The organism is Rhodococcus sp. AZ1 (assembly GCF_054979605.1).
On sequence record NZ_JBUEQF010000011.1, the window covers coordinates 1 to 15,520 of the forward strand.

Below are 15,520 nucleotides of genomic sequence, written 5' to 3' on the forward strand. Positions count from 1 at the left end.
ACAGCCGCGCGATGTCGCCGTCGACGGCCCGCTGATGGTCGGGGTCGGTGACCAGGTCGGTGCGCTCGACGATCAGCTGCACATCGCGGGCGCTGATCAACCCGTCCCGCAGGCACAACGCCACCTGCGGTAGCCGGGTGCGCAGGGCCAGGGCGGTGTCGAGGAGACGTTCGGCGGCGTACTGGGTCACGGTGTCGGTGGCCGCGATCGCCGCCGCGCACCGGGTGTGGGTGTCGTAGCGGCGCCGATCCTCGGCCGGCGCCCCGGCGTCCATCACCTCGAACAGCGCCGCCGCGGTGCGCAAACGCACCCACTCGAGGAACGACTGCCCCGCGCCGGCATGACGCAACCCCACCAACAACTCCGCGGCACCGGCATCGGGGTCGGGCTCGACACCGATCACCGCCGGATCGAGCCCCGACCACACCGACCCGGGCAGGGACGAACCACCGCGCGAGGACCCGACGCGCGAGGAACCGGCGCGTGTGGTGGCCTCCGCCCGACTCGATTCGCTCATGTGTTCGACTGTATCCCACCCCACCGACACGAACCACCGAACACTGCGCCCCACTCCTCGACCGGTCGATAGGCTCGCCCCGCCGGCCAGCCGACCCGAACGTGAGGACCACCATGCGCACCTTGATCGTCACCGCCTTCGTCTCCCTCGACGGTGTGATGGAAGCCCCCGGAGGCGAGCCCGGCTACCGCAATTCGGGCTGGACGTTCACCGACATCGAGTTCGACCCCGCCGCCTACGAGATCAAGGGCCGCGAGCAGCAAGAGGCGTCGGCGCTGCTGTTCGGCCGCACCTCGTACGAGGCCTTCGCGCCCGTGTGGCCGACGATGGAGGAGTTCGCGCACATGAACACCCTCCCCCGGTACGTGGTCTCGACGACCCTCGAGCAGGACGACTCACGGTGGCCCGCGCAGATTCTCCGGTCCGTCGACGACGTTGCCGCCCTCAAGGACGGCGACGGCGGCCCGATCCTGGTGCAGGGCAGCGCGACCCTGGGCAAGTCGCTGGCCGATGCCGGCCTGGTGGACCGCTACCACCTCCTGGTCTTCCCGGTGCTGCTCGGCGCAGGCAGGCGCCTGTTCAGTGAGACCGACAAGGACGCCACCGCGCTCACCCTCGTCGAGCACGAGGCCTACGGCAACGGGATCATCAAGCAGGTCTACGACGTTCGGGCGTAGGACACGACCGGATGCTCAGGACGTCGGCTGCGCCGTGTAGGGCACCTGTTCCCAGGTGAGCACGTCGGGCGAACTGTTGGGGCGAGTGATGCTCACGCGCAGGTAGTCCCGGTTGTTCTCGGACCCGTCGACCGTCACACGCGTGAGGTTGGGAGCTGCCGGTGCCCCGTAGAAGTTCAGCCACGACGATCCCGCCCCGAGCGGGTTGTCGACGTTGAACTTATGGCTGTCGCCGTTGAACAGGTAGACGGGCTTGCCGAACGCCGCGGCGCCCAGGGCGAGGGCGTTGACCAGCGGCCGGAAGGCACCGAAGCCGTTCTCGGTCACCGGCGTGACGGTGGGATCGAACATGTCCGCCTGCAGGTAGAACGCAACCGCTCGATCGTTGCGCGAGATCGCCTGCGCGAACGTGCCCGCCACCTGCGCAACAGCTCCGGCCATGCGCTGAGCCTGGTCGGCGATCTGCTCCGGTGCAGGTGCGCTGCGCCCGATGCCCGTCCACGGCTGCAGGTCGTCGTTGCTGCCGACCACGTGCAGGGTGGCCATCGACACTCCGTGCTCGGAGAGGGAGACATTCTCGGGCAGACCCACCGCGGCCTGGGATGCGACGGGCTGCGAACGCTGACCGAGGGTGCGGCCAGGGTTGTCGAAGAACACCTTCCGCACCGCCGACAGTCGCTCGAGCGGGTTGTAGGCGCCGTTGTTGGCGCGGTGGCAATCGGTCCACTCGTTGTCACCGGGGGTGTAGATCAGCGGCTGGCGGAAGCGATCGAACTGCGTCCGGATACTGGCGAAGTACTGGTCCGAGCACTGCGACGACCCGTTCTTGATGTCGCCGAGGTGGAACACCGAGCGCACCGCGGCGTCGTCGTTGATCTGGTCGACCCACGACGGGAACAGCGCGACCTGGTCGGTGCCGTACGGCAGGTCGCCGATCACGGCGTAGGTGTACACCGAGTTCTCCCGCGGCGTGGCCTGGGCGGGCACGACCACCACCGCACACGCCAGCGCCAGGCAGACCGTGCCGATTCGACGAAACATCAGTACCTCCATCAACGAGAACAGGGCCAGTGCTCAACACTGGCCCTGCTCGGTGAACGGAAGGTGACGGATCAGGCGACCTGTGCCTGCCACATCCAGTGCGCCTTCTCGAGTTCGGCGGTGATCTCGATCAGCAGGTCCTGCGTGACCGGGTCTGCCTCCGCGGTATCGGTGACACGGTGGCGCAGGCCGGCGATCACGGCGGCCAGGTTGGTCACGATGGTCCGCACGGCGTCGGAGTCCTGCGTCCAGCCGGGGCCTACACCGGTGGTCGACGCGTCGGCCGCGACGGTTGCGGCACGCCCGTCCGGGCTGACGCCGATGGCAGTGGCGCGCTCGGCAGCCTTGTCGGCGTAGTCGCGGGCGGTGTCGACCAGTTCGTCGAGTGCGAGGTGGATCGACTGGAAGTGGCGGCCCACGACGTTCCAGTGAACCTGCTTGCCGAGGAGCGAGAGGTCCGTGAGGTCGACCACGGTTGCCTGCAGCGCGTCACCGGCAATCTTCTGCTGTCCGGTCTCGAGTGTGCTCGTGATGGGGTTGGTCATCGTGCGTCCTTTCGTCGGCTTAGAAGACCAGTGTTCCCACTTTTTTGGACTGATTCAAGAAAAGTAAGCCTTACTTACCCTTCACAGCGTCCTGTCCGATCACGAACAGCGGAAGCCGCAACGCACCCGGAGCGTGCTCGGGGACCACCGGGTTGACCGGCCGCACCGGATCGACCGGACGGTAGCCGAGCCCGACCGGCGGCCGCGGGTCTGCCTCACCCTTGTTGGGCCACAGCGACATGGCACGCTCGGCCTGCGCGGTGATGGTGAGCGAGGGATTCACACCCAGGTTCGCGCTGACAGCCGAGCCGTCCACCACGTGCAGCCCGTCGTACCCGAAGATGCGCTGGTAGCCATCGATGACCCCGCGTTCGGGGGAGGATCCGATGACGCACCCGCCGAGGAAGTGCGCCGTCATCGGGATGTTGACGACGTCGGCGAAGGAGCCGCCGGCATCGCCCCCGATCTTCTCCGCGGCGGAGCGGACCACCTGATGGCCCTCGGGGATCCACGACGGCGGCGGATCGCCCGCGCCGGGTCGGCTGGAGAGTCGACGGCCGAGCACACCCTTCTTCGACGTCAGCTCGAGCGAGTTGTCGTCGGTCTGCATCACCAGGGCGATGACGGTGCGCTGGGACCAGTTGCGCACCGACAGGCTCCGCAGCGTCGCACCCGGGTGACGCAGGGCGACCCCCAGAGTCTTGAGAACCCGCGGCGTTCGTCCGCCGCCGTCGCTGAGCACGGTCTGCAGCAGTCCGATCGCGTTGCTGCCCTTGCCGTATCGCACCGGCTCGACATGTGTGTGGTCGTTGGGATGGAACGAGGAGGTGATGGCGACGCCCTCGGTGTAGTCGACATCGAGGTTGCGGGCGGTGGCCGCGAGAACGGCCTCGGAGTTGGTGCGCACCACCGAGCCGAGCCGGTCGGAGATCCTCGGCAGATCGCCGCGATCCTTGGTGGCCAGCAGCAACTTCTGCGTGCCATAGGTGCCCGCGGCGAAGATCACCTGATCGGCAGTGATCACCGATTCCTTCCGGCGCAGCTTCGCGCCGGTGCGGCGAGTGATCACCTCGTACCCACCGCCGGTGCGGGGGCGAACGGTGCGCACGGTGGTCAGCGGCAGGATCTGCGCCCCTGCGCTCTCGGCGAGGTACAGGTAGTTCTTCACCAGGGTGTTCTTGGCGCCCACGCGGCAGCCGGTCATGCACGACCCGCATTCGGTGCACGCGGTGCGAGTGGGGCCGGCCCCACCGAAGTACGGGTCGGGAACGTCCTGGCCACGCTGGCCGGGCTCACCGAAGAACACACCGACCGGGGTGGTGGTGAACGTCTCGCCCACACCCATCTCGTTGGCGATGTCGCTCATCACCTTGTCGGCGGGGGTGATGGTGGGGTTGTCCTCGACGCCGAGCATGCGCCGAGCCTGGTCGTAGTAGGGGGTGAGCTCTTTCTCCCAGTCGGTGACGTCGGCCCACTGCGGATCCTCGAACACCGACGACGGCGGCTTGTAGAGAGTGTTGGCGTAGTTCAGCGACCCACCGCCCACACCCGCGCCGGCCATCACCAGCACATCCGGCAGCAGGTGCATGCGCTGAATCCCGTAGCAGCCCAACCACGGTGCCCACAGGTACTTGCGCAGTCGCCAGCTGGTCTTCGGTAGTTCGTCATCGGCGAACCGGCGGCCCGCCTCGAGCACCGCCACGCGGTAGCCCTTCTCCGTCAGGCGCAGCGCTGCCACGCTGCCACCGAAACCGGAGCCGACGATCACGACGTCGTAGTCGGTGCCCTGCTGGTCGGTGCTCATACCTGTACCGCCTCTCGTGCTGCCACGGTGATGTAGTTCTCGATGTCGAATTTTCTTGTCGCGGCGCGGAACTCCCACGTGAAGCTCGGCCACATAGCCGAGTTCCGCCCGCTGGCGTCGGTGTACCAACTCGAACAGCCGCCGGTGTTCCAGACGGTGCCCTCGAGGGCACGGTCGATTCCCGCGTTGTAGGTGGCCTGCACCTCGGGCTTGATCTCGACCGACTCGATTCCCCGGGCCCGCATGATCGCCGTCGCCGATTCGATGTAGGCGGACTGGGATTCGAGCATGTAGACGATCGAGCTGTGCGAGAGGTTGGTGTTGGGCCCGTACATCAGGAACAGGTTGGGGAACCCGGTGATCGTGGTGCCGCGGTAGGCGCTCGGTGAACCCGCCCAGCGTTCGGCGAGAGTGCGCCCGTCCGTGCCGCGCAGCAGGTGCGCCACGGGTGGCTCGGTGGGCGTGAACCCCGTCCCGAAGATCACCACGTCGGCGTCGTATTCCGTTCCGTCCGAGGCTGTCACGCTCTTCTCCCCCATCGAGGCGAGCCCGCTGGGGACCAGCGTCACGTCGTCGCGATCGAGGGTGCGCAGCCAATCGTTGGAGATCAGAATTCGCTTGCAACCGATGGTGAACGACGGCGTGAGGTGCTTGCGGGTCTGCGGGTCGCGTACCTGGCGGCGCAGGTGGGCCAGGGCGAGCGCCCGAGCCGCGACGAGCGTGCGCGGATGCTTGGCCATCATCTCCACGTACACCTCGCGGTAGCTGTAATTGATGGCGCGCATGAGCTTCTGCGTGATCGGCAGCCTGCGGTAGAACCAGCGCTCCACGCGGCCGCGGGTGCGGTCGAGTCGAGGGATCACCCACGCCGGGGTTCGCTGGAACACCACGAGCGAGTCGGCGACATCGGCGATCTCGGGAACGAACTGCACCGCCGAGGCGCCGGTGCCCACCACGGCGACGCGCTTGCCGCGCAGATCCACCGAGTCGTCCCACGTGGCCGAGTGGAACATCGGCCCGGAGAAGCTCTCACGCCCGGGCACGGCGGGCAGCGACGGGGTGGACAGGGTTCCGGTGGCCGCCACGAGGATTCGCGCGATGATGGGGCCGGTGGAGGTCTCGACGTGCCAGCGCTGCGTGGCCTCGTCCCACCGAGCATCGAGCAGCTCGGTGTTCAGGCGCAGGTGCTCGCGAATGCCGAAGGTGTCGGCGACGCTGCGCAGGTAGCGGAAGATCTCAGGACCGCGGGCGAAGGTGTGCGACCACTCGGCATACGGCGCGAAGGAGAACGAGTACAGCACCGTCGGCACGTCGCAGGCGGCGCCGGGATAGGTGTTGTCGCGCCAGGTACCACCCACCTCGGCACCACGATCGACGACGAGGATGTCGGCGTCCGGGTCCTTGGCAAGGGTGCGGGCAGCCAGGGCCATACCGGCGAAGCCGGCGCCCACGACGAGGGTATCGACCTCGGTGACAGGTGTGCTCACGGTGTGATCACCAACGCTTTCCAGATCGGGAGCAGGCGCTCGCGCAGATTCGACTCCGCAACGGGTGTGCGGAAGATGGCCGAGACACCGAGACCGCGCGCCAGCTCGACGCTCAATTCGATGGCCTCGGGGGAGACCGAATCACCGAAGGTCTCGGCAGATCCGAGGGCAATGGCATCGCTCACGCGCCGCTCGAGCGGCACCATGGCCGCGTGCAACGCCGGATCGGTGCGGGCCGCCACCCACAGTTCGAGGGCGGCGTAAAACAGCGGGCCGGAGAAGGTGTCCACCAGCAGATCCAGCCCCTGCTCGATCGGAACGCTGCCCAGCGCGGCGATCTCCTCGAGGCGCATCTGCACCAGGTGTTCGACGGCCGCCACCACCAGCTGCTCCTTGCTGGGGAAATGGTGCAACTGCGCGCCCCGCGACACCCCGGCCCGACGGGAGATCTCCTGCGTGCTCGCCCGGGCGTAGCCGAGTTCGACGAGGGCCTCCACCGCGGCATCGAGCAGACGAGCCCGCATGTCCTCCGTGCGCTGGCTCTGTGATCTCCGAGCGGCAGGAGATCGCTGAGCGGCAGGGGTGCGACGGGCAGGAGCGGTTCGGGAGTCGGCAGGCCCGTCCCCTGTCGCGATGGTGTCGGCGGTCACATGGGACACAGTAGAGTGAAAACAACAAACAGTCCAGCCTGACTTTAAGTTTGTCCGGTCGGCACCCGACCCGCCGGCCACGGATGGTTCGATGGTGCGATGCCGACCGTGCGCGAGGTGGACACCGAGTTGGATCTGGCCCGTGCGGCCCTGCCCCTCTACGGGTTCGACCCGACCTCCCCCATCGAGCCCGTCACGGTCTCCGAGAACGCGACCTTTCGACTCACGGACGCCGGCACGGGCCGCTCGTACGCCATGCGGGTGGGCCGCGACGGGTACCGCGATCGACGCTCGGTGGTCAGTGAGATCGCGTGGATCGATGCGCTGCGCGCCGACGCCGTGGTTCGCACACCCGCCCCGATCCGCACCACCGGCGGCGATCCGGTCGCCGACGTCAGGTCGCGACTGATCACCGTTTTCGACTGGGTGCCCGGCGCAGCACCCGCCGACGACGACGGGCCGCGGTGGTTCACCGAGATCGGCGCGATCGCAGCGCGTCTGCACGCCCACGCCCGATCATGGACTCGCCCAACCGGATTCACCCGGGCACGGTGGGGGCTGGCCGACCAGCTGGGACCGCACGGGCACTGGGGACACTGGCAGGACGCGCTCGGGCTCGACAACGACAGCCGCGCCCTGCTCGACAGGGCGGTCGAGATGATCTCCCAGCGAGTCGACGAGTTCGGTGACGGTGCGGACGTATTCGGTCTGATCCATTCCGATCTGCGCGCTGCCAACCTCATCGTCGACGACAATGCACCCGCGGCAGCGCTGACCGTGATCGACTTCGACGACTGCGGATTCGGCTGGTACCTCGCCGATCTGGCGGCATCGCTCTCGTTCGTCGAGAACCGCCCCGACGTTCCCGAGCTGATCGCCGCGTGGCTGGAGGGCTACCGCACGGTGGCGCCGATCTCGGCCGTCGAGGAATCGATGATCGCCGTCTTCGTCACCATGCGCCGCATCCTGCTCACCGCCTGGATCGCCTCACACCCCGACGCCGAGACGGCGCGGGCCCTCGGAGCGGAGTTCACCACCGGCACCGTGACCGTGGCCGAGGCCCTGCTCGACCGGTAAAGTGAAAGTCATGAACTACCCCGCACGCCGGTTCACCCGTTCACCGCGCAGCAAGGTCATCGCCGGAGTGTGCGGCGGGATCGCCGAGTACTTCGGCCTCAACCCCACACTCGTGCGCGTGCTGTTCGTGCTCTCACTGCTCCTGCCGGGTCCGCAGGTGGTGCTCTACATACTTCTGTGGATCTTCATGCCGAAGGGCTTCTAGCCAGCCCGGCAGCTAGAGGAACAGCTCCGCGATCTGAATGGTGTTCAGGGCGGCGCCCTTACGCAGGTTGTCGCCGGAGACGAACAGCGCCAGTCCACGCCCGTCGGGCACGCCGGGGTCGGTGCGGATACGCCCCACGAGCGAGTTGTCCGCACCGGCGGCCTGCAGCGGGGTGGGCACGTCCACCAGGGACACACCCGGCGCATCGGCGAGCAGTTCACGCGCCCGGTCCGGCGAGATGGGGCGCGCGAACTCGGCGTTGATCGACAGCGAGTGCCCGGTGAACACCGGAACCCGCACGCAGGTGCCGCTGACGAGAAGATCCGGCAGACCGAGGATCTTGCGTGACTCGTTGCGCAGCTTCTGATCCTCGTCCGTTTCCCCCGAACCGTCGTCGACGAGGGAACCCGCGAGCGGGAGAACATTGAACGCGATCGGTGCCGTGTAGAAACCCGGAGCGGGGAAGGCAACCGACGAGCCGTCGTGCACCAACTTCTCGGCCTCGCCGATCACCGCGCGTGCCTGCGTGGCCAACTCCTGCACTCCGGCCAACCCGGAGCCGGACACCGCCTGGTAGCTCGAGACGATCAGACGGGTCAGCCCGGCCTCGTCGTGCAGCACCTTCAGCACCGGCATCGCGGCCATCGTGGTGCAGTTCGGGTTGGCGATGATGCCCTTCGTGAGAGTGCGAACGGCCTCGGGATTGACCTCGCTGACCACCAGCGGAACGTCGGGGTCCTTGCGCCACGCCGACGAGTTGTCGATGACGGTCACCCCGGCGGCGGCGTAGCGCGGCGCCTGCTCACGCGAGGTGGTGGCACCGGCGGAGAACAGCGCGATGTCCAGACCGGAGACGTCGGCGGTGGCCGCGTCCTCGACCGGCACCTCCCCACCCTTCCACGGGAGCGTCCGGCCTGCCGAGCGGGCCGAGGCGAAGAAGCGCACCTCGTCCACCGGGAAGTTGCGCTCCGCCAGCAGGGTTCGCATCACCTCACCCACCTGACCGGTGGCGCCGACGATGCCGATTCGCAGTCCCATGACAGCCCTACCTACCCGTCCCGCCGTGCACCACGGCCACGTCGTCGCCCCCGAGATCGAACGCGGCGTGCAGCGCGCGTACCGCGTCGTCGAGTTCGGATTCCTTGCACAGCACGGAAATTCGGATCTCCGAGGTACTGATGAGATCGATGTTGATGCCCGCCTCGGCGAGGGCCTCGCAGAACGTGGCGGTCACGCCCGGGTGGCTCTTCATCCCGGCACCGACGAGGGAGACCTTGCCGATCTGATCGTCGTAGAGAACCTCGGAGAAACCGATCTCGTCACGCAGAGCGGTCAGCTTGTTCACCGCGGTGGGACCGTCGGTGCGCGGAAGGGTGAAGGTGATGTCGGTCTTGCCGGTCTCCACCTTCGAGATGTTCTGCAGAACCATGTCGATGTTGATCTCGGCGTCGGCGACGGCGCGGAAGACCCGGGCGGCGTAGCCGGGCTCGTCCGGCAGCCCGACCACGGTCACCTTGGCCTCGCTGCGGTCGTGCGCTACCCCGGTGAGAATGGCTTCTTCCACAGCAATGTCCTCCATGGATCCGGACACGATGGTCCCTGGTTCGGTGGTGTACGACGAGCGGACGTGAACTGGAACGTTGTAGCGCCGTGCGTACTCCACGCACCGCAGCATCAGCACCTTCGCCCCGCACGCAGCCATCTCGAGCATCTCCTCGAACGACACCGTCTTCAGATGACGGGCGTTGGAGACGATTCGCGGGTCCGCGGTGAAGATGCCGGCCACGTCGGTGTAGATCTCGCAGACGTCGGCGTGCAGAGCAGCGGCCAGCGCGACGGCGGTGGTATCGGAGCCGCCGCGTCCGAGCGTGGTGACGTCCTTGCTGTCCTGGCTCACGCCCTGGAAACCCGCGACCAACACGATCGATCCCTCGTCGAGGGCAGCGCGCACCCGACCGGGCGTGACGTCGATGATCTTGGCGTTGCCGTGCACCCCGGTGGTGACCACACCGGCCTGGGACCCGGTGAACGAACGCGCCTGCTCACCGAGACCGTGGATGGCCATCGCAACCAGGGCGTTGGAAATGCGCTCACCCGAGGTCAGCAGCATGTCCATCTCCCGCGCCGGTGGGTTCGGGGAGACCTGCTCGGCGAGATCGAGCAGTTCGTCGGTGGTGTCGCCCATCGCCGAGACCACCACCACCACATCGTTGCCCTGCTTCTTGGTCTCGACGATGCGCTGCGCGACGAGCCGGATGCGCTCGGCGGTCGCCACCGAGGACCCCCCGTACTTCTGGACGACGAGAGCCACGCTCGCACTACCTCCTCGTTGGGCACGCACCTTGACATCGCGCGCGCTCAGCCTACCGACCCCGCCGCGACCGACGCGCATTCGGTGTCGGGGTCCGGCGAGCCTGGAGTACCATCGGCGCCATGTTCGGTGCGCGGCTTCTTGCGAGCCGCGACGGGGCCTGACCTATCGGTCGACCGGCACCCCGTCGCGGGGGTTCGCCGTGCCGGTCGCGAGGGGTGCTTCTCACACCAGTGCGGGAGAAGCACCTCACCCAGATGAGACAGCTGCCCCAGAAAGAGTCACGCCATGTCAGTCGACGCGTACAACTCAGCCTCGCGAACCATCAACACACCGGCTCGGCCGGCTCCGGGCGATCAGCCCGCATGGAACACCCAGAAGAACTCCTCGATGCCGACCTACCGGTACCGCTCGTTCGCCGAGGAGGTCGAACCGATCTCCCTTCCCGACCGCACCTGGCCAGACCGGGTGGTCGACCGGGCGCCGCTGTGGTGCGCAGTGGACCTGCGTGACGGCAACCAGGCGCTGATCGATCCGATGAGTCCGGCTCGCAAGCGTCGAATGTTCGACCTGCTGGTCACCATGGGCTACAAGGAGATCGAGGTGGGATTCCCCTCGGCCAGCCAGACCGATTTCGACTTCGTCCGCGAGATCATCGAGGACGGCGCCATTCCTGACGACGTCACCATCCAGGTGCTCACGCAGTGTCGCCCGGAGCTGATCGAGCGCACCTTCCTCGCGTGCGAGGGCGCCCGCAGCGTGATCGTCCACTTCTACAACTCGACGTCGATCCTGCAGCGGCGCGTGGTCTTCCGCGCCGACCGCGACGCCATCGTCGACATCGCCACCTCCGGCGCTCGCATGGTGCTCGAGCAGGCCGCGAAGTACCCGGAGACTCGGTGGCGCTACGAGTACTCGCCCGAGTCGTACACCGGCACCGAGCTCGAGTACGCCAAGGTGGTGTGCGACGCGGTGGTCGAGGTGATCGACCCGACGCCCGCGAACCCGATCATCATCAACCTCCCCGCGACGGTCGAGATGACCACCCCCAACGTCTACGCCGACTCCATCGAGTGGATGCACCGCAACCTCGCTCGTCGTGACTCGATCATCCTGAGCCTGCACCCACACAACGACCGCGGCACGGGCGTGGCCGCCGCCGAGCTGGGATACCAGGCCGGGGCGGACCGCATCGAGGGCTGCCTGTTCGGCAACGGCGAGCGCACCGGCAACGTGTGCCTGGTGACGCTGGGGCTGAACCTGTTCACACGGGGAGTCGACCCGCAGATCGACTTCTCCAACATCGACGAGATCCGCCGCACCGTGGAGTACTGCAACCAGCTCGGTGTGCACGAGCGGCACCCCTACGGCGGCGACCTGGTGTACACGGCGTTCTCCGGCAGCCACCAGGATGCGGTGAACAAGGGCCTCGACGCGATGAAGGCCGCGGCGGACGAGAAGAACTCCGACGTCGACACCCTTCTCTGGCAGGTGCCCTACCTGCCCATCGACCCCAAGGACGTGGGGCGCACGTACGAGGCCGTGATCCGGGTGAACTCGCAGTCCGGTAAGGGCGGCGTGGCTTACATCATGAAGGCCGATCGCGGGCTCGCCCTGCCCCGACGCCTGCAGATCGAGTTCTCCCAGATCGTGCAGCGCGTCACCGACGGCGAGGGCGGTGAGGTGTCACCGAAGGCCATGTGGGACGTGTTCTCCGAGGAGTACCTCGCCCCGGTTCGCCCGCTCGAGCGGATCCGGCAGCGCGTCACCGCAGCCGAGGTGGACGGCGGCACGGACAGCATCGTCGCCACGGTCAAGGTGGACGGCGTCGAGCAGGAGATCGCCGGTGAGGGCAACGGCCCGCTGGCCGCCTTCGTGGACGCGTTGTCCTCCATCGGTTTCCGGGTGAGCGTGCTCGACTACTCCGAGCACGCCATGTCGGCGGGTGACGACGCGCAGGCCGCGGCGTACGTCGAGGCCGCCGTCACCGGTCCCGGTGGGAGCGAGACGGTGGTGTGGGGCGTGGGTATCGCCACGTCCATCACCACCGCGTCGCTGCGCGCCGTCGTCTCGGCCGTCAACCGCGCTCGGCGCTGACCCTCCCGCGCCCTACTGGGGCGCGGAGTAGCCGGGCGGGTTGGGATCGTCGACCCAGAGGTCCACTCCGAGGGTGGATCCGGGCACGCAGTCGTACACCGACAGATCGGTCACACCGGCCTCGAGCAGCACGTCCTCGCACAGCAGGGTGTGCCCGGTGTACTGCGTTGCGGGCTTGCTCAGAACCGCGTACGCGGCGTCGGCGTAGACGGCGGGTGTGCGCGACTGCGCCATCGCGGCGTCACCGCCGAGCAGGTTCTGAACGGCGGCGGTGGCGATCATGGTGCGCGGCCACAGGGTGTTCGACGCGATGCCCACGCCGCGCAGTTCCTCGGCAGCGCCCAACGCGCACAGCGTCATCCCGAACTTGGCCATCATGTAGGGCGCGGGTACCAGCCATTTCGCCTCCAGACGCAGCGGGGGTGAGAGCGTCAGGATGTGCGGGTTGTCGCGGCCGATCATGTGCGGGATACATGCTTGCGTGACGGCGTAGGTGCCCCGCACCTGGATGCCGTTCATCAGGTCGAATCGCTTGAGAGGGACGTCCTGGATCGAACCGAGGTTGATGGCGGAGGCGTTGTTGACGCAGATGTCGATGCCGCCGAACTGCTCCACCGCCGCGGCCACCGCGGAGGCCACCGAGTCGCCGTCGCGGACGTCCCCGACGATCGGCAGCGCGTGACCGCCGGCGTCCTCGATCTCCTTCGCGGCGGTGTAGATGGTGCCCGGCAGTTTGGGGTGCGGCTCCGCAGTCTTGGCCACGAGGGCCACGTTGGCTCCCTCCGCGGCGACGCGTGTGGCGATGGCCAGGCCGATGCCGCGGCTGGCTCCCGAGATGAACATGGTCTTGCCCGTGAACGGTGAGGACTCCATGGCGCGAACGGTAGTCGGTTCGCACCCCTCAGGAGGCAGAAGGGGGGTCGAGTCCCGGCACGGATGCCCGGAAGGCCTCGATCACCGCGGCCACCACGGGGCGACGCTCGGCGCCGGGACGGGTGGCGAGGTCGTAGAGCCGCGCCGCGCGCACCCCGGTGAAGGGAAGGCACACCACGTTCGGGTGTGCGGTGGCGTAGCGCGGCATCAGCGCCACCCCGTGCCCGGCGGCGACGAGTTCCTCGATCACCCGGAAGTCGTTGATGCGCTGCACCACTCGCGGTTCCACACCGGTGATGCGGCCGATCGAGAGCAGCACGTCGCCCACGGGGAAACCGTCGCGCACACTGATCCACCGCTCCTCGTGCAACTCGCTCACCTCGAGATGCTCGCGGTGAGCGAGTGGGTGATGGCGGGGGACGACGAGGTCGATGGGCTCGCGCATGAGGGTGCTGGTGGCGACGCGGGCGGAGTCGATGGCCGGTGCTCGCTCGTCGCGGTGGGTGAGCACCACGTCGTAGTCGGCGAGCAGGCGAGGCACCCCGGAGGCGGGCACGTCCTCGTCGGCGGCGCGGACGGTGATGCCGCGCTCGGTGAGTCGGCCGAGTACCGACGCGAGCAGCAGTGCCGCGCCGGAGGGGAACAGGGCGATGCGCACACTGCCGTGGGTGGTGGTGCGGTAGCGCGCCATCTCGTCGTCGGCACGCTCGAGCGCCGCGATCACTTCGTCGGCGCGGCGCACCAGCGCGTGGCCGGCATCGGTGAGCCGCAGACGCCGCCCGTCGGGTTCGAGCAGTGCCACACCGGCCTCGCGGGCGAGCACCTTGAGCTGCTGGGACACCGCCGACGGCGTCATCAGCATCGCGTCGGCGACCGCCGAGACGGTTCCACGGTCGGCGAGGGCGCGCAGCAGCTCCAGACGAGGAACATCCATGTAGGAAAACTACAGCAATACCTCAGAACAAGTAGATGGAATTAATTGTTTCCATCGCGCACGATGGGCGCATGACCTCCCGCCACCGCCTGCTCGCTCTCACCGTCGCACTCGTGTGGGGTCTGAACTTCCTGGCGATCCGCGCGGGCCTGAACCACTACCCCCCGTTCTTCTTCGCCGCGTTCCGCTTCCTGGTCATCGCGATCCCGGTCGTGCTGTTCGTGCCCCGACCGCGGGTGCCCACCCGATGGCTTCTGCTCTACGGTGCCGGCTTCGGGTTCGGTCAGTTCGCCTTCATCTTCACCGCGATGCACCTCGGGATGCCGGCCGGGTTGGCGTCGCTGGTGCTGCAGTCGTCGGCGCCGTTCACCGTGCTCCTCGGCGCACTGTTCCTGCGCGAGAAGCTCACCGCCCGCGCCGCAGCCGGAATTGGGGTGGCCGTGCTCGGCATGGCCGTCATCGGGTACGACCGTGCACACACCGCAGCCCTGGTCCCACTCCTGCTGACCGTGCTGGCCGGTCTCGCCTGGGCCGTCGGCAACATCGGCAGCCGCCTGGCCGCCACCACCGAACCCATGCGTCTGATGCTGTGGATGACCGTGATCCCGCCCGTGCCGATGCTGGCAGTGTCGGCCGCCGTCGAGGGACCGACGACGGGGTGGGCCGCCCTCGCCCGGTCGTTCTCCGCCGACGGGTGGACGGGGTTGCTCGGGCTGGCCTACATCGTGGTGGTCGGCACGATCGCCGGCTCCGGGGCCTGGACGTTCCTGATCAGCCGCTACAACGCCGGCAGCGTCGCTCCGTACTCACTGCTCGTGCCGGTGGTCGGCATCGCCGCCGCATGGCTGGTGCTCGGCGAGGTGCCCACACCCCTGGCCCTGACCGGAGGCGCCGTGGTGATCATCGGACTCCTCATCGCCACCGCACGCACACCGCGCGCGATCACCCCTGCCGGTACAGACCTTCCCGATACGCCCGACCGTAATACTGCTCGAGTTCCTGCACCGACTACCGCATCCGATCACTGCTGCACTGCGGCAACCTCACCCGAGCACTCGATGCACTCTAAAACCGGAAGAGCCCCTAAAGCCAGAGTCTCCAGTGAAGAAACCTTTGCGCGAGGTGGGCGCCATTCTGCTCTCCTCATCGCCAGTAGTTCCGATGGTGGACCACCACCACTGAGTATCCCTTGGCAACAAACAGGAATTTAGCTGATTCCCGAAGCAAGAGAATAGCTTTCATTTCAGGCGAACCAGCAGTCACACAAGTCGAACAAATTGTACTAGGACCGGTTCCGTACGT

14 protein-coding genes and 1 pseudogene are annotated in these 15,520 nt (G+C 67.8%); 5 read left to right on the top strand and 10 right to left on the bottom strand.

What is annotated here, in order from left to right:
- The coding region (locus ACY48E_RS13710; RefSeq protein WP_462872774.1) for a DUF222 domain-containing protein at positions 1-517 on the bottom strand (517 nt) is incomplete at its 3' end.
- Positions 518-630: 113 nt separating this feature from the next.
- Here ACY48E_RS13710 and ACY48E_RS13715 point away from each other — a divergent pair.
- Positions 631-1,194 carry a dihydrofolate reductase family protein gene (locus ACY48E_RS13715; protein ID WP_462872775.1) on the top strand — a complete coding sequence of 188 codons (564 nt, stop codon included), beginning with the start codon at positions 631-633 and terminating at the stop codon, positions 1,192-1,194.
- Positions 1,195-1,209: 15 nt separating this feature from the next.
- Here ACY48E_RS13715 and ACY48E_RS13720 read toward each other — a convergent pair whose 3' ends face one another.
- From ACY48E_RS13720 to ACY48E_RS13740, 5 genes are all read right to left on the bottom strand, one after another.
- Positions 1,210-2,235: a hypothetical protein gene (locus tag ACY48E_RS13720; protein WP_462872776.1), complete on the bottom strand. Its 1,026-nt coding sequence runs from the start codon at positions 2,233-2,235 to the stop codon at positions 1,210-1,212.
- Between the two features lie 71 nt (positions 2,236-2,306).
- Positions 2,307-2,780: a Dps family protein gene (locus ACY48E_RS13725; protein ID WP_462872777.1), complete on the bottom strand. Its 474-nt coding sequence runs from the start codon at positions 2,778-2,780 to the stop codon at positions 2,307-2,309.
- A gap of 70 nt (positions 2,781-2,850) precedes the next feature.
- Positions 2,851-4,584: a GMC family oxidoreductase N-terminal domain-containing protein gene (locus tag ACY48E_RS13730; protein ID WP_462872779.1), complete on the bottom strand. Its 1,734-nt coding sequence runs from the start codon at positions 4,582-4,584 to the stop codon at positions 2,851-2,853.
- The gene (locus ACY48E_RS13735) at positions 4,581-6,071 is read right to left on the bottom strand and encodes a flavin-containing monooxygenase (RefSeq protein ID WP_462872780.1); all 1,491 of its coding nucleotides are present in this window, start codon (positions 6,069-6,071) and stop codon (positions 4,581-4,583) included. The genes ACY48E_RS13730 and ACY48E_RS13735 overlap by 4 nt, the downstream gene beginning before the upstream one ends.
- Positions 6,068-6,595 (bottom strand): TetR/AcrR family transcriptional regulator, encoded by a 528-nt coding sequence (locus tag ACY48E_RS13740; protein WP_462872857.1) that lies wholly within the window; start codon positions 6,593-6,595, stop codon positions 6,068-6,070. Before ACY48E_RS13740 ends, ACY48E_RS13735 begins: the two co-directional genes overlap by 4 nt.
- A 225-nt stretch (positions 6,596-6,820) precedes the next feature.
- Here ACY48E_RS13740 and ACY48E_RS13745 point away from each other — a divergent pair, with 225 nt between their 5' ends.
- Entirely contained in the window at positions 6,821-7,798 is a 978-nt protein-coding gene (locus ACY48E_RS13745; RefSeq protein ID WP_462872781.1) for a phosphotransferase enzyme family protein, read from the top strand.
- Between the two features lie 10 nt (positions 7,799-7,808).
- A complete protein-coding gene (locus ACY48E_RS13750) occupies positions 7,809-8,003 on the top strand; it encodes a PspC domain-containing protein (protein WP_462872782.1) in 195 nt (64 codons plus the stop codon).
- Between the two features lie 12 nt (positions 8,004-8,015).
- Here ACY48E_RS13750 and ACY48E_RS13755 read toward each other — a convergent pair whose 3' ends face one another.
- Together ACY48E_RS13755 and ACY48E_RS13760 are read right to left on the bottom strand one after the other, a co-directional pair.
- On the bottom strand, positions 8,016-9,041 hold the full coding sequence (locus tag ACY48E_RS13755; RefSeq protein WP_462872783.1) for an aspartate-semialdehyde dehydrogenase: 1,026 nt from the start codon (positions 9,039-9,041) through the stop codon (positions 8,016-8,018).
- Positions 9,042-9,048: 7 nt separating this feature from the next.
- Positions 9,049-10,314 (bottom strand): aspartate kinase, encoded by a 1,266-nt coding sequence (locus ACY48E_RS13760; RefSeq protein ID WP_462872785.1) that lies wholly within the window; start codon positions 10,312-10,314, stop codon positions 9,049-9,051.
- Between the two features lie 288 nt (positions 10,315-10,602).
- Between ACY48E_RS13760 and leuA the strand changes: the two genes are divergently transcribed.
- Positions 10,603-12,411 carry a 2-isopropylmalate synthase gene (gene leuA / locus ACY48E_RS13765; RefSeq protein ID WP_462872786.1) on the top strand — a complete coding sequence of 603 codons (1,809 nt, stop codon included), beginning with the start codon at positions 10,603-10,605 and terminating at the stop codon, positions 12,409-12,411.
- A gap of 12 nt (positions 12,412-12,423) precedes the next feature.
- Here the strand turns inward: leuA and ACY48E_RS13770 are convergent, their stop codons facing one another.
- Both ACY48E_RS13770 and ACY48E_RS13775 read right to left on the bottom strand, forming a co-directional pair.
- Entirely contained in the window at positions 12,424-13,284 is an 861-nt protein-coding gene (locus ACY48E_RS13770) for an SDR family oxidoreductase (RefSeq protein ID WP_462872787.1), read from the bottom strand.
- A gap of 28 nt (positions 13,285-13,312) precedes the next feature.
- Complete coding sequence (locus ACY48E_RS13775) at positions 13,313-14,218, bottom strand: LysR family transcriptional regulator (RefSeq protein WP_462872788.1); 906 nt, start codon at positions 14,216-14,218, stop codon at positions 13,313-13,315.
- A gap of 71 nt (positions 14,219-14,289) precedes the next feature.
- On the opposite strand from ACY48E_RS13775, the pseudogene ACY48E_RS13780 reads away from it, so the two are divergent.
- Positions 14,290-15,213 (top strand): annotated as a pseudogene (locus ACY48E_RS13780) (EamA family transporter); the annotation flags it as partial.
- Positions 15,214-15,520: the final 307 nt, after the last annotated feature.

Coding starts and splice junctions, on each gene's coding strand:
- leuA (WP_462872786.1), top strand. CDS start 10,603: ATGTCAGTCGACGCGTACAACTCAGCCTCGCGAACCATCAACACACCG.
- ACY48E_RS13750 (WP_462872782.1), top strand. CDS start 7,809: ATGAACTACCCCGCACGCCGGTTCACCCGTTCACCGCGCAGCAAGGTC.
- ACY48E_RS13745 (WP_462872781.1), top strand. CDS start 6,821: ATGCCGACCGTGCGCGAGGTGGACACCGAGTTGGATCTGGCCCGTGCG.
- ACY48E_RS13725 (WP_462872777.1), bottom strand. CDS start 2,780: ATGACCAACCCCATCACGAGCACACTCGAGACCGGACAGCAGAAGATT.
- ACY48E_RS13770 (WP_462872787.1), bottom strand. CDS start 13,284: ATGGAGTCCTCACCGTTCACGGGCAAGACCATGTTCATCTCGGGAGCC.
- ACY48E_RS13775 (WP_462872788.1), bottom strand. CDS start 14,218: ATGGATGTTCCTCGTCTGGAGCTGCTGCGCGCCCTCGCCGACCGTGGA.
- ACY48E_RS13740 (WP_462872857.1), bottom strand. CDS start 6,595: ATGCGGGCTCGTCTGCTCGATGCCGCGGTGGAGGCCCTCGTCGAACTC.
- ACY48E_RS13730 (WP_462872779.1), bottom strand. CDS start 4,584: ATGAGCACCGACCAGCAGGGCACCGACTACGACGTCGTGATCGTCGGC.
- ACY48E_RS13720 (WP_462872776.1), bottom strand. CDS start 2,235: ATGTTTCGTCGAATCGGCACGGTCTGCCTGGCGCTGGCGTGTGCGGTG.
- ACY48E_RS13755 (WP_462872783.1), bottom strand. CDS start 9,041: ATGGGACTGCGAATCGGCATCGTCGGCGCCACCGGTCAGGTGGGTGAG.
- ACY48E_RS13715 (WP_462872775.1), top strand. CDS start 631: ATGCGCACCTTGATCGTCACCGCCTTCGTCTCCCTCGACGGTGTGATG.